Below are 20,085 nucleotides of genomic sequence, written 5' to 3'. Positions count from 1 at the left end.
CCATAGGGACACCCCCCCAGACGGAGCATTGCCGGGCCGCTTAGGCACGCCTAACATGGCGCACGTGAGAGAGATTTCGTCCTCTGCGGACGTGTCTTGCCCGCAGGCCAAAATCCGACCACCTAAACCGAATGCGGATGCGCTGGAGCGTCCGCGTTTAGAGGCTGCCTTGTCCGCGTCCACGGCGGCCCACCGGCTGACTCTCGTCGTCGCTCCTGCCGGCTACGGCAAAACCACACTGCTGGCTGATTGGATGCACGCCACCGGCCTGCCCTCCGCCTGGTTGTCCCTCGATCAGTTCGATGGGCGGCCCTCCAGGTTGTTCCATGGGGTGGTATCGGCCCTCCAATCGGCGGCAAGGAGCGTTTCCCGCTCTGAAGGCAGCGCGCTGTTGTCCCTGGAGCGCGTCCTCGCGGAGGATCCGGCTGAGTCCTACGACCTTGTGCTCAATGCCCTCGAGCATTTATCGGAACCCATCATCCTCGTCATCGACGACCTCCAGATGGCCGAGCCCGAACTGGCGCACGGAATCGTCTCGGTACTTGCCGAGCGTGCGCCTCCTACCCTGCGGCTCGTCCTCTCGGGCCGCTGCTATCCGTCGATCCGGCTGGAGAGGCTGCGCCGCGCGGAAGGCGTGGGAGAGGTCCAGGCCGGGGATCTCGCCTTCACCCCCAATGAAATAGAGCGCGTGGCTTCCTCGCTGGGGCAGGACGGGGCCGATGCAGAAGGCCTTAGGCAGGCGACAGCAGGCTGGCCGATCGTAGTGCATGAAATACTCGCCGCTCCGGTGCGTGCCGATTGCCCGCCCGACGAACGCGGGAATGCCGTACCGGCGAGGGTCCCTCTTGCGGACTACGTCGCCGAGGAAGTCCTGGGCCAGCTGCGGCCCCCGCTGGCCGATTTTGTCCTCCGCGCCACGACGTGCGACCGGCTTGACAGCCGGCTGGCCGCCGAACTGTACGGCCGGCCAGGCGGCAGTCTGCTGCTCCAGGAATGCCGCCGGAGCGTCCTCTTCATCGAGGAAGACAGTTGCCGCGGAGAATCCCATTACCACTGGTCTTCGCTCTTCGCGGCCCAGTGCCGCGCAATACTCGAGCGGCGGGATCCCCTGCTCGCGGAACGGCTCCACCGCGTAGCCGCCAGGCATTACCAGGACAGCGACGTCAGGCTCTGTGTGGCCGAGGCACTGCGCGGTAACGATCCCTCGCGAGCGGTCACTTCGCTCGGGGAACACTGGCTGGAGTTCGTGCTGCGCAATGACACACGGACCCTGGAGCACCTGTGCCTTGGACTTCCTGCGGGTTGGAGCGAAGACCCCGAAATACTCATGATCAGGTGGGCGTGCCGCCATCGTGCCGGCGACAGCTCTTCGGCGCCGGAGCTGAAAAAGCGCGGGCTGGCGGGACTTCCGGCATTGGCTCCATTCCGCCGACGCCGCGCCGAAATCAACCTGGGACTCTTCGAACTCTTCCTGATGGAGGGCAGGCCGGACCTGGTTGCCGCCGCCGGGAAGGGCCGCTCGCTTTTGGAGACGGCGGACAGCCATCCGGCGCCGCATTCGACGGGCCTCTTCCTCTTGGGACAGGCTGAAATGCGGCTGCTCGAAGGTGGGCCGGTGGCGGTCTCCCTGCTGGAGGAGGCGATGGCTGCCGGGCGGGCCAACCATCTCGAAATCATAGAGGTCTGCGCCGCTGCCGGATTGGCGTTGGCGCTGGTCTCGTCCGGTGATTTGCGGGAAGCCGACGACCAGGGGGTACACGCGCTGGAGCGCGCCGCGGTACTGGAGTGGAGATCTCCTGAACAGCTGGCTTCGGTCTGGCTTGCCCGCGGGATCAGCTGCTATTGGAAGGATGAGCTCCCGAAAGCGCGCGCATACCTTGCCGCGGCGCTACGGTCCGGCACGCGCCTCTTCCCCTTTGGTCCGCTGGCGCTCATCTACCAGGTCCTTGTCGACTGTGCCACCGGCAATCCGGCCCATCTTGCCGAGTCCAACGCGATCCTGGACGCGGTTGACGGCCGTGGCCTGTTCCAGGGGCCGTTGAGCGCTTTCCGGACCCTTGCGCTGGCGAAAGTTGCCGAAGCCAAGGGGGATCCTGACACGGCCATCCGGATCGCCCGGTCCTTTGGCCCGGGCGGGAACCCGCCGCTCGTGGATGCCTTCCTGGCGGAACTCCTTCGCCGTGGAGGCGAGGCCACCGCTGCCCAACGCTGCGTTGAATCGTTGGCGAACCGCCGTCGTGCCTCATTCGTCGACACCAGTGTTTCACTCACCGAGGCGCTCCTGGCCCATGCCCGCGGCGAAACAGCGGCTACCCACGAACGCATAGAGCATGCACTGAATCGTGCCGAGCCTCAGTCCATCGTTCGCCCCTTTGCGGAACGGCGCGGCGACCTCGCCGAACTGCTCGTCCAGCACACCGCCTGGGGCACCAGCCATCAGGCATTCATCGCAGCCCGGACAGCACCGCAGGTGCAGGACCACGCCCACCACACGCGTTCGTACTGGGACCTGACGGAACGGGAACTTGAGGTCCTCGCCTACATGCGTTCCATGATGACGGCCGCCGAAATGGCCGAGGCGCTCTACGTTTCGGTCAACACAGTCAAGACCCACCAGCGGTCGATCTACCGCAAGCTCGGCGCGTCCGGCCGGCGCGAGGCCCTGACCATTGCGGTGGAGCGCGGCCTGTTCGAAGGCACGGACTCCAGAGCCAAGGACGGCCACTACGATTTCACCGTCAACGGATGAGGCACGGCTACCCGGCGCGGTCCACAATGGCAGTGCCTGCCAATGTCAGGCGGCCGCCGGCGTTAGCTACGGTCCATCCCTGAGAGGAGTCTCCCATGTCGAGGACAACACCGATTCTTGCCGGAGCAGCCGCGCTCGGGACAGCCCTCGTGCTGCTTACGGGCTGCAGCAGCAGCCCCCAGGAGGACGTATCGAAGGCTTGCACGGATGCAGCCGCCTTCGGCGCAGCCCTGACGAGCTTCCGGGAAAGTCTGTCCCCGGACGCCACGATAGACGAGGTTAAGGCAGCGCGCGATGAAGTCGAGAAGACCCATGACGCGCTGGTGGACTCGGCCGAGGACGTCGCCCAGGACCGGATCAAGGCTCTCGATGATGCCTGGGACGGGCTGGACAAGGCCGTCAAGGACATTCCCGACGACGCCACGCTGCAGCAGGCCGCGGACAGCCTGAAGAACGAAGCGGCCGATGTCCAGAGCGCGCGCGATGACGTGGCAAGCGAGCTCAACTGCAAGTGACGGGACCAGGCGCCCTGTTTCCGCGCTAATGAGCCGGATCGCAAGGCCGGCCGGCCCAGCGGCAGGCCTGGGGCGCAAGCGGAAGATTCTCTGTTATGGCTAAAAACAAGAGCAAGGCCGGGAGCAGCCAGTCCAACGGAGGCCCGGCTGAGACCGGCGCCATGAAACGGCGGGACTTCGAGCAACTCCTCAAGCCGCTGCAGGGCGAGCTCGTGGCCGTCCAGGAGTGGACAAAGAGAGCCGGCGCCAAGATCATCATCGTCTTCGAGGGCCGGGACACCGCCGGCAAAGGCGGGGTGATCAAGACCATCACTGAACGCGTCAGCCCCCGCGTGTTCCGCGTGGTGGCCCTGCCGACACCGACCGAGCGCGAAAAATCGCAGATGTACATCCAGCGGTATGTGCCGCATTTCCCGGCAGCGGGCGAGATCGTCATCTTCGACCGGAGCTGGTACAACCGGGCCGGGGTGGAGCGGGTCATGGGCTTCTGCACCGACGAGCAGTCAAAGAAGTTCCTCGAGATCGTTCCGGCGTTCGAGCGGGCCATGGTGGAGTCGGGAATCCTCCTGCTGAAGTACTGGCTGGAGGTCACGGCCGAGCAGCAGACCGAGCGGTTGCAGAGCCGGATCGACGACCCGCGCAAGTACTGGAAGCTTTCGGACATGGACCTGAAGTCCTACAGCCGCTGGTACGACTACTCGCGCGCCCGGGACGACATGTTCCGGGCTACCGATACCGCCTGGGCGCCGTGGCATATCGCCGACACCAACGACAAAAAGCGCGGGCGGCTCAACATCATCAGCCACATCCTGAGCCAGATCCCGTATGAGCCGCTCAAGAGCCCCGATGTCAAGCTGCCGAAGCGGCAGGCACCGAACGGCTACCAGGAGCCGACGTACCTTCCCCGCGAGGTTCCGGCCGCCTACTGACCACCGCCGTCGTGCCGGCCACGAGTCCGGCGGACTCCTTGAACCCATGCGACCGCAGGCCGCGCAATAGTAAGGGCCACCGACATGGCAATCCAGGAAGCATCGCCCGGACCGGCTGCCTCCGAGTCCTGGTATACACAAGACTCCAGTGCCGTGGTCTCCAGGCTGGAAACGGACGAGCAGCTGGGGCTCGCGGCCGCTGAAGTTGACCAGCGGCGGGCGCGGTACGGACCCAACGCGATCGCCTCCGAGCGGCCTCCTTCGGCTTGGAAGGTGGCGCTGCGGCTGCTGCGGGACCCCATGAACCTGATGCTCGTGGGCGTCGTCGTGGTCAGCCTGCTCATCAACCAGATCCCGGTCGGCATCGTCGTTGCCGTGCTCGTGGTGCTCAACCTCGTCCTCGGGACCCAGCAGGAACTGAAGGCCCGCGCCAGCGTTGACGCCCTGGCCAAGATGCAGATTCCGCAGGCCCGCGTCACTAGGGGTGGATCGCTCCTCCAGGTAGACGCGACCGAGCTCGTCCCGGGCGACATCGTCAACCTCGAAGCCGGCGACCTGGTGCCCGCGGACGGCCGGCTGCTGAGGTCGGCCACCCTGGAAACCCAGGAGGCCGCGCTTACGGGCGAAAGCGCCCCGATCGCCAAGGATCCCGAAACGCTGCGGGTGCCCGATGCCGGCCTCGGCGACCGGACCAACATGGTCTTCCAGAACACCGCCGTGACGCGCGGGACGGCGACGATGGTCGTCACCGCAACCGGCATGCAGACCGAAATGGGCAAGATCGCTTCGATGCTCTCGACGGTCGATCCCGGCAAGTCCCCGCTGCAGCGGGAGCTTGACGGACTCACCAAGGTGATTGGCATCATCGCCTGGTCTGCGGTAATCATCATCATCGCCATCGGCGTCATCCGCGGGCAGGCGCTCGGGACAGTCCTGCTGGTGGGCATGTCGATGGCGATCGCGGCCATTCCGACAGGCATGCCGACGTTCGTCCAGGCCATGCTGGCCTACGGGGCCAAGCAGCTCGCCGAACACAAGGCCGTCGTCAAGAATCTCAGCGACGTCGAGACCCTCGGTGCCACGAGCGCGATCAACTCCGACAAGACCGGCACCCTGACGATGAACCAGATGATGGTGCGCGAGCTGTACTTCCGGGGCAACTGGTACAGCGTGCAGGGCGAGGGCTATGCCAAGACCGGCGCCATCCGGCAAAAGGCCGGCTCACCCGTGCCCGACTTCACCCAGCTGGCCTACGGTTTGTGCCTGGACAGTGACGCCACGGTGTCGGACACCGGCGAGATCATCGGCGACCCGACGGAAGCCGCGCTGGTGGTGCTCGCCGCAAAGATGGGCGCCGAAGCCGAGACGACCCGCCGTTCGTATCCGCGCGTCGCGGAGGTTCCCTTCGACTCCGCCTACAAATTCATGGCGACCTTCCACCACCTCGATTTCCCGGACGGACCGCACTTCGTCGGGCTGGTCAAGGGCGGCCCGGACGTGGTCCTGGCCAGGTGCACCCAAGCCATGCTGCCCGACGGGCCCGTCGACATCGAGAGCGTCCGAAGCGACATCATGGAAGCCAACGAGTCGCTGTCCCGCAAGGGGCTGCGCGTCCTGGCCTTCGCCGCCAGATACCTGGATGGCCAGGAGGCCCAGGTGAGCGCGGAGCCGATGCGGTTCGTGGAGGAACTGATCTTCGTGGGCATGGTCGGCATCATCGACCCGCTGCGGGCGGAGGCCGCAGAGGCCGTGCGCACGGCCCACGAAGCGGGGATCGATGTACGGATGATCACCGGTGACCATGCGATCACCGCGGCCGCCATCGGGGCCGAGCTCAAGCTGGGCCCGGGCGCCGTCAGCGGCGCTGAGATCCAGGCGATGTCCGACGAAGAGCTCGCCGGCGCGCTGCCCGACCTCCACGTCTTCGGGAGGGTGACGCCCCAGGACAAGCTGCGGCTCGCCCGGCTCATGCAGCAGGGCGGCGACGTCGTTGCAATGACCGGCGACGCCGTGAACGATGCCGCCGCGCTGAAACAGGCCGACGTCGGCGTGGCGATGGGCTCCGGAAGCGAGGTAACCAAGCAGGCCGGCAACATGATCCTCACGGACGACAACTTCGGCACCCTGGTCTCCGCCATCCGGCTGGGCCGCAGCATCTACGACAAGATCGTTTCCTTTGTCCGCTACCAGATGTCGGCGCTGTTCGCGCTGGTGCTCCTGTTCCTGACCGCGAGCATCTTCAACATCAACCAGGGCGTCGCGCTCTCGCCGACGATGGTGCTCTTCATCAACTTCTTCATCACCATCTTCCCGGTGATGGTCATCATGACCGATCCCCCGGCCCCGGACCTGATGGCACGGCCGCCGCGGAACACCAAGGAACCGATCACGAACGCGGGCGCCGTCACCCAGTGGCTGGTCTATGGCGTGGTTGGGTTCGCGGTGACCCTGGCAGCCCTGCTGCTGGCCCCGGGCCCGATGAGCGCCACCGAACCCAACGTCCCGCTGACGATGGCGTTCGTTGTGCTGTCGCTGAGCTCGATCCTGGGCAGCCTGGCCAAGCGGCGCGACCCGGAATCCGGCCTTCGGGCTCCGATCATCAGCGCGCTGAAGATCCTTTCCGTCCCGGTGCTCTTCACGGTCGCAGCGGTGGAAATCGGCTTCCTGCAGAACCTCCTGCTGACCACGTCGCTGACCGGGGGCCAGTGGCTGGCCTGCCTCGGCCTGGCGCTGATCGTGCCCATCGTCGTCGAACTGGACAAGGCCATCCGCCGCAGCCAGGCCCGCCGCCGGAGCGCCGCCGAACTGCCCGTCACCGAGGTGGTCGGCGGCGGCACCATCCGCCCGGTGCCCCGGCCGCTCACCTGACGGGCTACCCGCCTGCAGCCGGCTTCGGCGTGAGCAGCGGGCAGCTGATCGAGCCCGGCGTCTGGTCCACCAGTTCCTCGGGCACCAGTTCCTTGAAGCCCGTGCCGACCAGCAGGTCCACGCTGTTGTCCCCTCGCGTGTCCGGCTTGTAACTGGTGCCCTTGAGGTTCCGCTGCAGGTTGAAGGCGGCGGCCTCCCCGGCCGGCCCGGACACGATGATGGCGACGGTGCCCGGACGGATGAGGTCCACGGATTCGACCTTGCCGATCTTGTAGCCGCGGTCCTTGAACGCTTCGGCGGCCTGGCCCGCGAGCCCCTCGAGCCGGGTGCCGTTGTAGACGTTGAGCGTGAAGGACTTGTTGTCCGGATAGTCGTAGATCCCGGTCGGGCAGCCCTTGGGTCCGGCGTCGACCTGCCGTGCCTCCCAGCCCGGGATGACCAGGTCCCCGCGCATCACGGCGAGCGCGGCCAGCACCGCGGCCACCAGCAGGGCGACCAGGAACACCAGGACGGCGCCGTGGAAGATGTGCCGGCGGCGGTCCCCGTACTGGCTCTCTTCGTCGTCCTCCGGGAAGGTCCGGTCCAGGTCATCCTCGGTGATGATCCGGTCGCCGCGGAACCGCAGGATGTCCTTCGGCTTGCGCTTGGGGCGGGGCGGCTGCCCGCCGGTCTCAGTCATTGATCACGAGCACGCGGGCGTGGAGCAGCGCGCGCTGGTGGAGGGCGGTCCGGACGGCGCGGTGCAGGCCGTCCTCGAGGTAGAGCTCGCCGTGCCACTGGACGACGTGCGGGAAGAGGTCCCCGAAGAACGTGGAGTCCTCGGCCAGCAGTGCGGCCAGGTCCAAGGTGCTCTTGGTGGTGATGAGCTCATCCAGCCGTACCTGGCGCGGCGGAACATTGGCCCAGTCCCGCGGGCTGTTGTATCCATGGTCAGGGTAGGGGCGGCTGTCGCCCACGGCTTTGAAGATCACCAGACCAGCGTAGGGAAAGCACGCGCCGAACGGAACTCGCCGCTCGGCGCGTGCCGCCGTCGTTACCCAAATGGTTACGAGGCAACCAGCCTCACCGTCCGGCTTCCCACGATCTCGTCCGTGATCCAGTGGCGGAACTCGACGACCACCTGGTACTCCCCCGCGGACGGCGGGTCCAGCAGCACGTCCCAGCGTTCGGCCGAGCCGGAGCGCAGGATGCTGGTCTTCATCGGGTACCCCGCCTCGCCGCACGGCAGCGAGGGCTCGCCCGGTTTCGACGTGTCGCGGAAGGGCCGGCCGTCGTGCGCGATGACCTCGGCCATCGGCACCGGCTTGCCCCAGGAGTCCTGGAAGCGCAGCACCGTGGGGAGGTAGTTGGCGTTCAGCAGGCGCAGCAGGGTTCGTTTCCTGCTTCCGCCCTTGACGTTGGCGCGCAGCGACTTCAGGCTCCAGACCGTCTCCTTGCCGCCGGGCCGGCGCGCGAGTTCGCCGCCCAGGAGGTAGAAGTGGTTCGGCTCGAAGTGGTTGAGCCCCGCGTCCTCGCCGGAGAGCCCGGCCGCATGGTTCATGCCGTGCCACCGGGTGGCCATCGAGTACGGCACCAGCAGGGTCTCGGTGTCGATGTCATACTCCGGCCCGTCCACGAAGGCCCGCCGCGCGCCCGGGCTGACCGGGTAGTCCTCGTGCACGATCGGGTCGATGATCAGCGGCCCGAACATGCCCATCTGGACGTGCAGCGTGGTGTTGACGTGGCAGTGGTAGAAGTACGTGCCGGCGGTGCCCCAGTTCGGGTCGCCCGGCCGGCCCTTCTCCGGCTGCCACTGGTAGGTGTACTCGCCGGCGATCTCGAACGAGGTGTGCCCGACGCCGTCGTTGCGCGGATCCGGTTCCATGCCGTGCCAGTGGATGGTGTGGTTGCCCTTGCTCGGCTTGAAGTGCGCCTGGAAGATCTGGCCTTCCTTCGGCCGGATCAGCGGGCCCGGGAAGTTCTTGCGCTGGTCCGCGGTCTCGAAGCTCCACATCTCCACTTCGGCGCCGTCGTCGAACCGCAGGTCCGTGCCGTAAAAGGAGAGGTCCACGAACAGGTCCGGCGTCTGCTTGAACTCGGTGACCGGGTTCTCCAGCTCGTTCTGGTTGGAGCTGAAGTCGACCTGGCTGTCGAAGCGGTGCCGGGCCTCCTCCTCCGGTTCCACGGGGTCCACCGGGTCCGGGGGCGTGGTGTCCACCGGGTCCGGGGACGACGGCGGATCGGTCGGCTCCGGCTCGGAGGTATCAGGGGGCGTCGGGTCGGGATCCGTGGTCCCGACCGGGTCCGGGACCGTGGTCTCAACCGGGTCCGGGGACGACGTCGGATCGGTCGGCTCCGGCGCGGCAGTTTCCGTCGGCGTCGGATCGGGATCCGTGCTCCCGCCGGGATTCGGCACGACCGGCGGCGGAGTGACGACGGGCGACGGCGAGGGCGACGGCGGCTTGGGCTGGTTCGCCTCGGCCTCCTCGCGGCGCTTCCGGGCCGCCTCTTCCCGCTTCCGCCGCTCTTCCTCTTCGCGCCGGCGCTTGGCCTCCGCCGCGGCCTTGCGCCGGGCCTCCTCCTCGCGCCTGCGCTTGGCCTCGGCCTCCCGCCGCTTCTTCGCCGCGGCCTCCCGCTTGCGTCGGTCTTCGGCGGCGCGGCGCATGGCCTCCTCGTGGCGGCGCCGCGACTCGGCCCGTTTCCTGGCCTCCGCCTCGCGCTTGCGCTTGGCCTCGGCCTCCCTCTTTTTGCGGGCCAGGGCTTCCTTCTTCTTGCGCTCTGCTTCCTTCTTCTGCCGGGCAGTCAGCTTGCCCGGCAGCAACGACTCGATCATGATCCTGCCCCCTTGTACGGTCCCTTGAACGGTGCCTTGATAATCCAGTGGGCGGTAAGTCCGCCCGGATACATGCCGCCGGCCGCGGTCTGGGACGATTCGGAGTGGCAGTGCATGGGATAGCCCCAGTCGGAATTCCGCGCGTTCCACACCTGGTCGATGGCGTCCGGCGGCCGCTTGATCGGGATGATGGATTCCTTGACTTCCATGCCCTTGAGCCGGATGACGTCCTCCCACTGCTGGAAGCAGAGGTAGCCGTCCTCGTCGACGTAGCCCTCGCTGCGCTTCCAGTCCTCGTTGTCGCAGCGGACCGTCCAGAGGTGGTTGCCGTGGAAGTGCATCTGGTGGAACACGATCCCGCAGTTGACCATCCGCACCAGCTGCCCGCCGCGCAGCGAACCGGCCTCGGAGCCCTCGCCGAACTCGCGGACCTCGAACTGCCGCGGGTAGCCGGAGATGGTCGTCTCTTCGTCCGACGCCCGGTTCAACTCCTCGTCCCGGGTCATGCCCATGGACTCGTAGCCGCTGCGCCCGTTGAGCGTGAAGTAGCGCGGCACGGCCCGCTGGGTGGCGGGATTGACGGTGCCGCCCTTGGCCTCGATGTTCGCCCAGACCGGGTCCACCGCGTGCGCGAGCCAGACCCATTGCCGCTCGAACTCGGCCAGCCCCGGCGCGATGCACCAGGGATCCGACGAGTCCATGACGACCAGTGCGCCGTAGAGCCCGAGGGTCCGTTCCACCGGCTGGTTCCCCGGATCGCTGTAGATATAGACGCCCGGATCGGGTGCGTCCAGCTCCAGGAGGACGTTCTCCCCCGGCGCGATCTTCCCGGTGGTGGCGTCCTCGCCGTCGTCCCCGGCGCCGTGGATGGCCAGCTCGTGCTCCTTGGCCAGGCGGTTGTGCACGCGCAGCCGGATGGTGGAGCCCTTCTCCGCCACGATCACCCGCTCCGGCATAAAGCTGCCCCAATAAGCACGGTGGATCAGGTACTGCCCCGGGTTGCGTGAATCCGGCCCCTTAGGCTCGGGAGTCCCATGCGGCGGTTCCGGCGCCCCGACGGGATAGACCCGGCTCGCCACCAGGTCCCCGTCCTTGAGGAAGACGCGCGGCTTGATGGCCAGGCTTGGATCGGCGTCGTTCTTCTCTGTAGGACGGTCTCCGAAACCGCGGTGGTAGACGAGCGAATCGTCCACCATCTTCAGGTAGCCCTCGTTGATGTAGACGTCGAGGACGGGCTCGTCCGAACTTTCGCGGGCTGCCTTCGAGTCAGTCTCCGACTCGGATTCAGACTCGGCCTCAGTCTCGGTTTCGGTTTCGGTCTCAGCTTCGGTTTCGGTCTCAGCTTCGGTTTCGGTCTCAGTTTCGGTATCGACTTCGGTCTCCGTGCCGGCGTCAGTCCCGGAGCCGGACTCGGAATCCGTCGCCGTCCCGGTCCCTGCCCCGGTTCCCGAAGGGTCCCCGGTTTCCGTGGCGGTGCCGGCGGCATCCTTGGCTTCGGTCCCGGTATCAGCCTCCGGCTCCGGCGTCGCCGCAGGCTGGGCGTGGGCCGGCTGCTGGCCGCCGGCGAGCGCGAGCGCCCCGAGCCCGGCTATCGCGCCGTACTTGACGAAGCCCCAGCGGCTGACCGCCGCGTCCGTCGCTTCGTCCCCCATAGTGCCCTCATCCAGGTTGTCGTTCGGGTTGTTCAGGTTGGCGCTGCGCTCATCCATGGTCGGCCTCCAGCCAGCCCGGCCGCTGCAGCACTTCCGGCAGTGCCAGGGCCAGCGGGCCGCCGTCCGACCAGGGGTCGGTGAACTCGGCGGAAACGCCCCGCGCATCGGACGGGACCAGGAAGCTGATCCAGAAGTGCGAGGTGGAGCCCGGCTCGAGCGCGCCCTTGCCGGTGCCCGGGCCCCGGTTGGTCACCGTCGGTCCCTCCGCGCCGACCTTCAGCCGCAGCTGCCCCGGCGAGAAGAGCACCTTGCGGTCCAGGCCGTTGTGGACCTCGAGCTCGACCATCATGTGGTCGCCCCAGGTCAGGTTGAAGGGCTGTGCCGTGGTGCTGGCTACCCCGTGGCCGCCGTGTCCGCCATGCGAATTCGCGGCGGAGCTGCCGGCCGCGGTTCCCTGCGGATTGCGGGCCTGCCGTTCCGCCGCGCTGATCCGGACGCTGCCGAAGGAAGTCCAGACGCCCTCGCCGCGGGACACGCCGCCGTCGTTATTGGCCTGCTGTCCGGCCGCGATCAGGCTTCCGCCGCCGACAATCCCGGCCACGCCGACGCCCATTAACATCCCGAATACCCGTCGCGTGAGCCCGGTTGGAACCTCGTCTGGTTCAACCGGGTCCGACGCGACAGTCTGTTCCCCAACTACTGTCATCATCGTCGTATCCCCAATACGTGTGGATGGTGGTGCAGACAACCATCGTCCGGACACCTTGGAAAAACTCGGGGCTCCCGGATCTGAGGTGGACCAGCTGGTGGTGATAATGGATTCATGACTCTCACCCCGGGGCCGGAGCACCGGCGCGTCCAGCCGCCCATCGGCCTCCTGCTGGATGTGGACGGCCCTATTGCCAGCCCCGTGACCCGTACCGTGCCGGCCGGCATCATCCACTCGCTGCTGACCATGGCGGCCAACGGCTGGCCGGTGGTCTTCAACACCGGCCGCTCCGACACCTTCATCCGCGAGGAGGTCATGGAGCCGCTCCTGGCGGCCGGGATCCCGGGCGGCGTCCGGTTCCATGCCGTCTGCGAAAAGGGCGCCGTGTGGTTCAGTTTCGGCGCGGACGGGCCGGGCACCCTGCACATGGACCGCTCGCTCGCGGTCCCGCAGGATTACGCGGCCGAGGTCCGCAAGCTGGTCCAGTCCCGCTACTCCAGCCACATGTTCTTCGACGAGACCAAGCGCTCCATGGTCTCCGTGGAACAGCTCATCGAGGTGGAGAACACGGACTACCTGCAGGAGCGGGAGGCCTTCGACGCGGACGCGCTGAAGCTGATGGCCAGCTTCGACCTGGGCGTCAGCCGGCTGGACCACCACGTGCCCAACAGCGACGACCGGGTGGACTACCGGCTGGACCCGACCATCATCGCCACGGACATCGAATCGGTCCGGCTGGGCAAGGACCTCGGCGCCCAGCGCGCACTGGAGATGCTCGCCGCCGAGGGCGTCATCCCGCACGCCTGGCGGACCATGGGCGACTCGCGCACGGACTACGCAATGGCGGACAAGCTCCACCACAGCGGGCACGCCGTCGTGCACGTGGATGTAAGGCCCGACGACGGTGTGCCGCTCAAGCCCTACCCGGTCCTCACCGCCGCGCATCTGGGCCTGCCCAAGGCCATCCACGAGGAGGCCGGAAACGCCTTCCTGCGGACCTGGGCCGCCATCGCCCGGACCCTCTGACAGGCCCCGGAAAGGCCCCGCCGGACCGGCCGCGCAAGCCACTAACACGGGTGATGACACAGGGCGTAATCGACGCACGCATGTGACGCAGCCCCGGTGCTACTGTGCCTGCATGTCAAACAATCAGGGGACCATACCTGTTCTAGACCTCAGCACCGCGCGGCTTGAAGACGGCACTTTCAACCCCGTCTTCATCGACCAGCTGCGCGACGCCGCGCACCGCGTCGGCTTCTTCCAGATCACCGGTTACGGCGCCGGCGAGAACCAGGTTGCCGAGCTCTTCGACGCCATCAAGCGCTTCTTCGACCTGCCCCTGGAGGAGCGGCTCAAGCTGGACAACCGCAACTCCCCGCACTTCCGCGGCTACACCCGGATGGGCACCGAGCGGACCCAGGGCCGGGCCGATGCGCGCGAGCAGCTGGACTACTCGCCGGAGAGCGAGCCGGTGGACGACTACCCCGCTGACCAGCCCTACTGGCTGCTGCGCGGGCCCAACCAGTGGCCGGACGCGGTCCAGCCCGACCTCCGCGAGAAGGCGATGGCCTGGGCGGACCTGATGTCCAAGGTCGGCCAGGAACTGCTCTCCGGCATCGGCGTCGGCCTCGGCCTGCCGGAGGACTACTTCGACGAGCCTTTCCAGGGCACGCCGCACTGGATGGGCAAGCTGGTGCACTACGTCGGCGGCGTCGTCGAGGATGCCGGCGACCAGGGCGTCGGCATCCACGCCGACTACGGCTTCGTCACGCTGCTCCTGCAGGACATGGTCGGCGGCCTCGAGGTCCAGCCTCCCGGCACCACCGAGTGGCTCCCGGTCGAACCGATCGAGGGCGCCCTCGTGGTCAACCTCGGCGAGATGCTCGAGGTTGCGACCGAAGGCTACGTCACCGCGACCATCCACCGCGTCCAGGCCCCGCCGCCCGGCGTGGACCGCTACTCCGTACCGTTCTTCTGGTCGCCCCGGCTCGACGCCGTGATCGACCCGGTCCCGCTCTCCCCCGAGCTGAAGGCTGCGTCCCGCGGGCTGTCCGACGATCCGAACAACCCCATGCTGGCCAGCTTCGGCGCCAACATGCTCAAGGGCCGCCTCCGTGCGCACCCGGACGTCACCGAGAAGTACTACCCGGAGCTCCTCGCCAAGTAGGCACGTGCGCTGCGCAGGAACCGCAGCAGGAACTCCGGTGGAGGGGAGGCCGCCCGCACATGGGCCGCCTCCCCTTCCCCTTTGAGGCCAAGTCCGTCCCGCCCGCACCCCATGACAGCACGGGGCGGCCGGCCGATAATGAACCCATGGGCCTCCTCGAAGCTCACCGGCAGGACCTCCGGAAGACCGTCTCCGGCTCTCCCGGCGTGCCGCAGTGGGCGCGGGAACTCGCCGACGGCACCGATCCCGGCTTCTTCGCGCCGGACTCCGCGGTCTGGGCCGTGCACGGTAACATCGCCACTCTCGCCGGCGGCGTCGGGGCCCTGCTGATCCAGTCGCTGCATCCCGGCGCCCTGGCCGGCGTCGACGACTACTCGATGTTCAAGACGCAGCCGTTCGTCAGGCTGGCGGCGACCGGCCGCTGGATCATGACCGTCACTTACGGCGACACGGCCACCGCGCGGACTGCCTGCGAGCGCGTGCTCAGGCTGCACGAGCGGGTCCGCGGCACCTACACCGATGCCTGCGGCGCCACGCAGGCCTACTCGGCCAACGACCCGCAGCTGCTCAAGTGGGTGCATCTGGCTTTCATGGAGGCGTTCCTGTCCGCGCACGCGGCCTACGGCGGCCCGATACCCGGCGGCGAGGACCGGTACATCGCCGAGTGGGCGATCGCCGGCGAGCTGATGCGGGTTCCGGATCCGCCGCGCAGCCGCGCCGAGCTGGACGAGCAGCTCGCCGCCTTCACCCCGGACCTGCTGCACGACGCCAAGCTGGAAGCCTCCGTCGAGTTCATCCGGCATCCGCCGTTCCGCGGCATGCAGCGCCTCGGCTACCGGATCCTGTTCGCCGGCACGGTGGACACGCTTCCCCGGCGCTACCGCGAAATGCTCGGGCTGCGGAAGGCATCGCTCGGCCCCTTCCGGCTGCCCGTCCGCACCGCTACCCGGCTGGTCCTGCGTCTCGCGGCGCACGGGCTCGGCGGCCGTCCGACGAGCGAAGCCTTCGCGCGCCGGCGGCTCGACCGCCTCGCGGCTTCCGGCTAGGTCCGGGCTGCCCGCGCGAGCGTGGCGCGCGCGTGCCGCAGCAACGGCTCGTCCACCATCTGCCCCTCGAAGGTGAAGACTCCGCCGGCGGTTTCGGCCGCCGCCAGCATCTGCCGGGCCCGCTCCACCTGCTCGGGCGTCGGCGCGAAGGCCTGCCGGATGACGGCCATCTGCCCGGGGTGGATCGAGGCCTTGGCGCCAAAGCCGGAGGCCTGCGCATCGATGGCCTCAGCCAGCAGGCCCTCGTGGTCGGCGATGTCGAGATACACCGAATCGATGGCCACCTTGCCGAAGGCGCCGGCCGCCAGCAGCACCTGCGACCGGGCGTGCAGCGCGACGTCCCGGTAACCGCCCGAGCCGTTTCGGGAGGAGGAACCGCCCAGCGACGCAACCAGGTCCTCGGCGCCCCACATCAGGGCAACCACGTCCTGCGCGGCCGCGATCTGCGGCGCATTCAGGACCCCAAGCGCCGTTTCGCAGAGGGCGACGACGGCGTAGCCGGCCACCGCGGCCAGGTCGCCGGGCGTTTCGGTCTTCGCGAGCATGAGAGTGCGGTAGTCCGTCTCCCGCAGCGCCGCCAGGTCCGCGGCGAAGTCCTTGCTGCCTGCGGGGTTGACCCGCACGATCGTGCGCGCCGGATCCACCGGGTTCTCGACGAGCATCCTCCGTGCCGCCTCGCGGTTGTCCGGCGCAACGGCGTCCTCCAGGTCAATAACGACGGCGTCCGCGCGTTCCAAGGCCTTGGCATAGCGGTCGGACCGGTCCGCCGGGCAGAACAGGATGGCCGGGCCCATCGTAAAATCCGCCGGGCTCATGCGCTGGGCTCCAGCTCGCTCGGGACGGCGTCCTGCGGCCCGGCGCCGGTTTCGCCGTGATCGAGCTGAACCGTGGCGACCAGCTGGTTGGCCTTGACCAGGTCCCCCACCTTGAGGCTGCCCATGCGGACCACGCCGTCCCCCGGAGACAGCAGCGGGTGCTCCATCTTCATGGCCTCGACGGATGCCAGCACCTGGCCTGCGGCGACCTGTTCCCCGTCGCTGACCTGCACCGCGATCACCGTCCCCGGCATGGGTGACCGGACCTCGGGCGACAGCGCGCCGCTGCCCCGGTCGATGGCGGCCAGCTCGCGGGCCAGCATCTCCGCCCGGTCCAGCCGCCTGATGCCCGCGGTCCAGCCCTCGCGGCTCAGCCATACCGTGCCGTCAGCCGCCACGGCTGTATAAAGGCGCTGCTGCACCCCGTTGACCGCCAGGCCAGCCGCGGCGGCGGAGCCGGTCAGAGGCGCCGGAGCAGCCGGACCGGCCATGCCTATCCGCACCACCGCCAGCTCCTCCCCGTCGATAACCACCACCGAGCCGCCCGGGGTGCGGCGGAAGTCGATGTCCCGGATGTGCTGCCCCGCCTCGAAGTGCTGCTGCGTGGCGGCAGCCTCCCCGAGGCGCCAACCGTCGAGGCGCCAGGCACCGTCGTCGCCCCCGCTCCACCGCTCCCGGGCACCGCCGTCGTACCCGCTCCCCCGGCCCTGGGCACCGCCACCGTCCCGGGCTGCCGCATTGGCGACGTGCACCGCCACCGCCAGCTCGGCGGCGGACGGCGAGTGGAACCGCATCTGGGGCATCTTCCGGCCGATGAGGTCCGTATCCAGCCGGCCGGCCGCCACCTCCGGATCGTTGACCAGCAGCCGCAGGTACTCGATGTTCGTCAGCACGCCGAGGATGACGGTGTCCGCGAGCGCCCGGTCGAGGCGGGCCAGGGACTGCTCCCGGTCCCGGCCCCAGGCGACGACCTTGGCCAGCATGGGGTCGTAGAAGGCCGACACCTCCAGGCCGTCCCGCAGCGAACTGTCGACGCGGACGTGCTCCCCGGACGGCTCGGCCACCGCCAGTACGGTGCCCGTGGATGGCACGAAACCGCGGGCCGGATCCTCCGCGTACACGCGGGCCTCGACGGCGTGACCGTCCAGCGCCACGTCCTCCTGCGCGAAGTCGAGGGCCTGACCGGCGGCGATGCGGACCTGCCATTCCACCAGGTCAACGCGCTGGCCCCGGACCCGCACGACCTCCTCCGTGACCGGATGCTCCACTTGCAGGCGCGTGTTCATCTCCATGAAGAAGAACTCGCCCGGACTCTCGTCGCTGATCAGGAATTCGACGGTTCCGGCGCCCACGTAGTCCACGGAGCGGGCCGCCGCCACGGCAGCCGCGCCGATCGCGGAACGGATCCGTTCGCCGTCGTTAGTTCCCTCCAGCAAAGGCGACGGCGCCTCTTCGATCACCTTCTGGTGCCGCCGCTGCAGCGAGCACTCGCGTTCGCCGAGGTGCACAGTGTTGCCGTGGCGGTCGGCCAGGACCTGCACCTCGATGTGGCGCGGCCGGCGGACCAGCCGCTCGAGGAAGAGGGTGTCGTCGCCGAAAGCGCTGCGGGCGGTGCGGCGGGCGCTGGCCAGGGCATCGGGCAGCCCGGCGGCGGATTCGACGATGAACATCCCCTTGCCGCCGCCGCCCGCCGACGGCTTGATCAGCAGCGGGAAGCCAACATCCGGTGCCGCGGCCGCCAGGTCCTCGTCGGTCAGCCCGGGCCTGGCGATCCCCGGCACCACGGGGACGCCGTAGCCGGCCACGTGGTTCTTGGCCCGGATCTTGTCCCCCATGGCGTTGAGCGAGGCGACGTCGGGCCCGATGAACGTGATGCCGGCGTCGGCGAGCGCGCGGCCGAAGTCTGCATTTTCGGAGAGGAAGCCGTAGCCGGGGTGCACGGCCTGGGCGCCGCTGCGGCGGCAGGCCTCGAGGATCGCGTCGATGCTGAGGTAGCTCTCGGCGGCCGGCCCCGGCCCGATCCGCACTGCGGTATCCGCCTCGGCCACATGGCGCGCGCCCGCGTCGGCATCCGAGTACACGGCGACGGAGCGGATGCCGAGGTCCCTCAGCGTGCGGATGACGCGGACGGCGATTTCCCCGCGGTTGGCCACGAGCACCGTGTCGAAGAGTGGGTTGTCCACGATTGGTCCGTTCTCTCGGCTACATCCGGAAGACGCCGAAGGAGGTCTCCGGCAGGGGTTGGCGGGCGCAGACGTCCAGGGCCATGCCCAGCACGCGGCGGGTGTCGGCCGGGTCGATGACGCCGTCGTCCCAGAGCCGCGCCGTCGAGTAGTAGGGGTTGCCCTGCGCCTCGTACTGCTGCCTGATGGGCTCCTTGAAGGCCTCCTCGTCCTCCGCGCTCCAGTCCTGGCCGGCTCCCTCGAGCTGGTCGCGCTTCACGGTGGCCAGGACCGACGACGCCTGGTTGCCGCCCATCACCGAGATCCGGGCGGCGGGCCACATCCACAGGAAGCGCGGTGAATACGCGCGGCCGCACATCGAGTAGTTGCCGGCGCCGAAGGAGCCGCCGATCACCACGGTCAGCTTGGGCACGCGGGTCGTGGCAACGGCGGTGACCATCTTGGCACCGTGCTTGGCGATGCCGTCCGCCTCGTAATCCCGGCCCACCATGAAACCGGCGATGTTCTGCAGGAACAGCAGCGGGATGCCGCGCTGGTCGCAGAGCTCGATGAAGTGCGCCCCCTTGAGCGCTGACTCGGAGAAGAGCACGCCGTTGTTGGCGACGATGCCGACCTTGTGGCCGTGGATCCGCGCGAACCCGGTGACGAGCGTGCTGCCGTAGCCGGCCTTGAACTCGTGGAAGCGGCTGCCATCGGTGATGCGGGCGATGACCTCATGGACGTCGTAGGACGCGTTGACGTCGGTCGGCACGGCCCCGTAGAGCTCGGCGGGATCCGCCACTGGCTCCGCGACCTGCGCCTCGATGTCCCACGCCGGCGGCGGGGCAGGCGGCAGCGTTTCGATGATGTTCCGGACGATCGACAGCGCGTGCGCGTCATTCTCCGCCAGGTGGTCGACGACGCCGGAGGTGTGGGCGTGCAGCTCGCCGCCGCCCAGCTCCTCCGCCGTGACAATTTCCCCGATTGCCGCCTTCACCAGCGGCGGTCCGCCCAGGAAAATCGTGCCCTGGTCGCGGACAATGACCGTCTCGTCGCTCATCGCCGGAACGTAGGCGCCGCCCGCCGTGCAGGATCCCAGGACGGCGGCGATCTGCGGGATCTTTCGCGCCGAGAGGTTGGCCTGGTTGTAGAAGATCCGGCCGAAGTGGTCCCGGTCCGGAAAGACCTCGTCCTGCATCGGCAGGAACGCGCCGCCGGAGTCCACCAGGTAGACGCAGGGCAGCCCGTTCTCCAGCGCGATCTCCTGGGCGCGCAGGTGCTTCTTCACCGTCATCGGGAAGTACGTGCCGCCCTTGACCGTCGCGTCGTTGGAGATGACCAGCACGTGGCGCCCGTGGACCAGGCCGATCCCGGCAATGATTCCCGCGCCCGGGCTCTCCCCGCCGTACATGTCCTCGGCGGCAAGCGGTGCGATCTCCAGAAACGGGGAGCCCTCGTCCAGCAGCATGTCGACCCGCTGGCGCGGCAGCAGCTTCCCGCGGTCCACGTGGCGCTGGCGCGATTTCTCCGGGCCGCCCAGCGCCGCCCGCGCCAGGCGCGCCCGCAGCTCGTCGACGAGTTCGGACTGCCGCTTGGCATTCTGGAGGAAACCGGGGTCCGTTGTGTCGACCCTGCTGGTCAGAGTGTCCATGCTGTCCTTT

General features: G+C 68.5%; 15 protein-coding genes. 7 read left to right on the top strand and 8 right to left on the bottom strand.

Features of this window, described 5'->3' with window-relative positions:
- The first annotated feature begins 169 nt into the window (after positions 1 to 169).
- From AHIS1636_RS14045 to AHIS1636_RS14030, 4 genes are all read left to right on the top strand, one after another.
- Positions 170 to 2,749 carry a helix-turn-helix transcriptional regulator gene (locus tag AHIS1636_RS14045; protein ID WP_264796460.1) on the top strand — a complete coding sequence of 860 codons (2,580 nt, stop codon included), beginning with the start codon at positions 170 to 172 and terminating at the stop codon, positions 2,747 to 2,749.
- 95 nt (positions 2,750 to 2,844) lie between these two features.
- Positions 2,845 to 3,264, top strand: coding sequence for a hypothetical protein (locus AHIS1636_RS14040; RefSeq protein WP_264796459.1), 420 nt, complete (start codon positions 2,845 to 2,847; stop codon positions 3,262 to 3,264).
- A 95-nt stretch (positions 3,265 to 3,359) separates the two neighbouring features.
- The gene (ppk2, locus tag AHIS1636_RS14035; RefSeq protein WP_264796458.1) at positions 3,360 to 4,193 is read left to right on the top strand and encodes a polyphosphate kinase 2; all 834 of its coding nucleotides are present in this window, start codon (positions 3,360 to 3,362) and stop codon (positions 4,191 to 4,193) included.
- Positions 4,194 to 4,277: 84 nt separating this feature from the next.
- Positions 4,278 to 7,061, top strand: coding sequence for a cation-translocating P-type ATPase (locus AHIS1636_RS14030; protein ID WP_264796457.1), 2,784 nt, complete (start codon positions 4,278 to 4,280; stop codon positions 7,059 to 7,061).
- 4 nt (positions 7,062 to 7,065) lie between these two features.
- On the opposite strand, the gene AHIS1636_RS14025 is transcribed toward AHIS1636_RS14030, so the two are convergent.
- From AHIS1636_RS14025 to AHIS1636_RS14005, 5 genes are all read right to left on the bottom strand, one after another.
- Entirely contained in the window at positions 7,066 to 7,740 is a 675-nt protein-coding gene (locus tag AHIS1636_RS14025) for a LytR C-terminal domain-containing protein (RefSeq protein WP_264796456.1), read from the bottom strand.
- On the bottom strand, positions 7,733 to 8,032 hold the full coding sequence (locus AHIS1636_RS14020; protein WP_264796455.1) for a type II toxin-antitoxin system VapB family antitoxin: 300 nt from the start codon (positions 8,030 to 8,032) through the stop codon (positions 7,733 to 7,735). Before AHIS1636_RS14020 ends, AHIS1636_RS14025 begins: the two co-directional genes overlap by 8 nt.
- Before the next feature lie 74 nt (positions 8,033 to 8,106).
- Entirely contained in the window at positions 8,107 to 9,873 is a 1,767-nt protein-coding gene (locus AHIS1636_RS14015; RefSeq protein WP_264796454.1) for a multicopper oxidase domain-containing protein, read from the bottom strand.
- Positions 9,870 to 11,582, bottom strand: coding sequence for a multicopper oxidase domain-containing protein (locus tag AHIS1636_RS14010; protein ID WP_264796453.1), 1,713 nt, complete (start codon positions 11,580 to 11,582; stop codon positions 9,870 to 9,872). Before AHIS1636_RS14010 ends, AHIS1636_RS14015 begins: the two co-directional genes overlap by 4 nt.
- On the bottom strand, positions 11,575 to 12,234 hold the full coding sequence (locus AHIS1636_RS14005) for a hypothetical protein (RefSeq protein ID WP_264796452.1): 660 nt from the start codon (positions 12,232 to 12,234) through the stop codon (positions 11,575 to 11,577). Before AHIS1636_RS14005 ends, AHIS1636_RS14010 begins: the two co-directional genes overlap by 8 nt.
- Before the next feature lie 114 nt (positions 12,235 to 12,348).
- Here AHIS1636_RS14005 and AHIS1636_RS14000 point away from each other — a divergent pair, with 114 nt between their 5' ends.
- The 3 genes from AHIS1636_RS14000 (at position 12,349) to AHIS1636_RS13990 (ending at position 15,447) form a co-directional block, all read left to right on the top strand.
- Positions 12,349 to 13,260, top strand: a complete 912-nt coding sequence (locus AHIS1636_RS14000; RefSeq protein WP_264796451.1) for a Cof-type HAD-IIB family hydrolase — start codon at positions 12,349 to 12,351, stop codon at positions 13,258 to 13,260.
- Positions 13,261 to 13,372: 112 nt separating this feature from the next.
- Positions 13,373 to 14,401, top strand: a complete 1,029-nt coding sequence (locus tag AHIS1636_RS13995; protein ID WP_264796450.1) for an isopenicillin N synthase family dioxygenase — start codon at positions 13,373 to 13,375, stop codon at positions 14,399 to 14,401.
- 146 nt (positions 14,402 to 14,547) lie between these two features.
- Positions 14,548 to 15,447 (top strand): oxygenase MpaB family protein, encoded by a 900-nt coding sequence (locus tag AHIS1636_RS13990; protein ID WP_264796449.1) that lies wholly within the window; start codon positions 14,548 to 14,550, stop codon positions 15,445 to 15,447.
- Here the strand turns inward: AHIS1636_RS13990 and AHIS1636_RS13985 are convergent.
- From AHIS1636_RS13985 to AHIS1636_RS13975, 3 genes are read right to left on the bottom strand one after another with little or no spacing between them, the layout of a single operon-like run.
- On the bottom strand, positions 15,444 to 16,262 hold the full coding sequence (locus AHIS1636_RS13985; protein ID WP_264796448.1) for an HpcH/HpaI aldolase/citrate lyase family protein: 819 nt from the start codon (positions 16,260 to 16,262) through the stop codon (positions 15,444 to 15,446). The two genes, AHIS1636_RS13990 and AHIS1636_RS13985, sit on opposite strands and share 4 nt — an antisense overlap.
- Positions 16,259 to 18,445 carry an ATP-binding protein gene (locus AHIS1636_RS13980; protein WP_373875851.1) on the bottom strand — a complete coding sequence of 729 codons (2,187 nt, stop codon included), beginning with the start codon at positions 18,443 to 18,445 and terminating at the stop codon, positions 16,259 to 16,261. The genes AHIS1636_RS13985 and AHIS1636_RS13980 overlap by 4 nt, the downstream gene beginning before the upstream one ends.
- A gap of 19 nt (positions 18,446 to 18,464) precedes the next feature.
- Positions 18,465 to 20,075 carry a carboxyl transferase domain-containing protein gene (locus AHIS1636_RS13975; protein WP_264796447.1) on the bottom strand — a complete coding sequence of 537 codons (1,611 nt, stop codon included), beginning with the start codon at positions 20,073 to 20,075 and terminating at the stop codon, positions 18,465 to 18,467.
- Positions 20,076 to 20,085 lie beyond the last annotated feature (10 nt).

The organism is Arthrobacter mangrovi, assembly GCF_026011795.1.
Taxonomy (GTDB): Bacteria; Actinomycetota; Actinomycetes; order Actinomycetales; family Micrococcaceae; genus Crystallibacter; species Crystallibacter mangrovi.
Note: the sequence above shows the minus strand (reverse complement) of the source record. Positions and strands in the feature narration are given on the sequence as shown.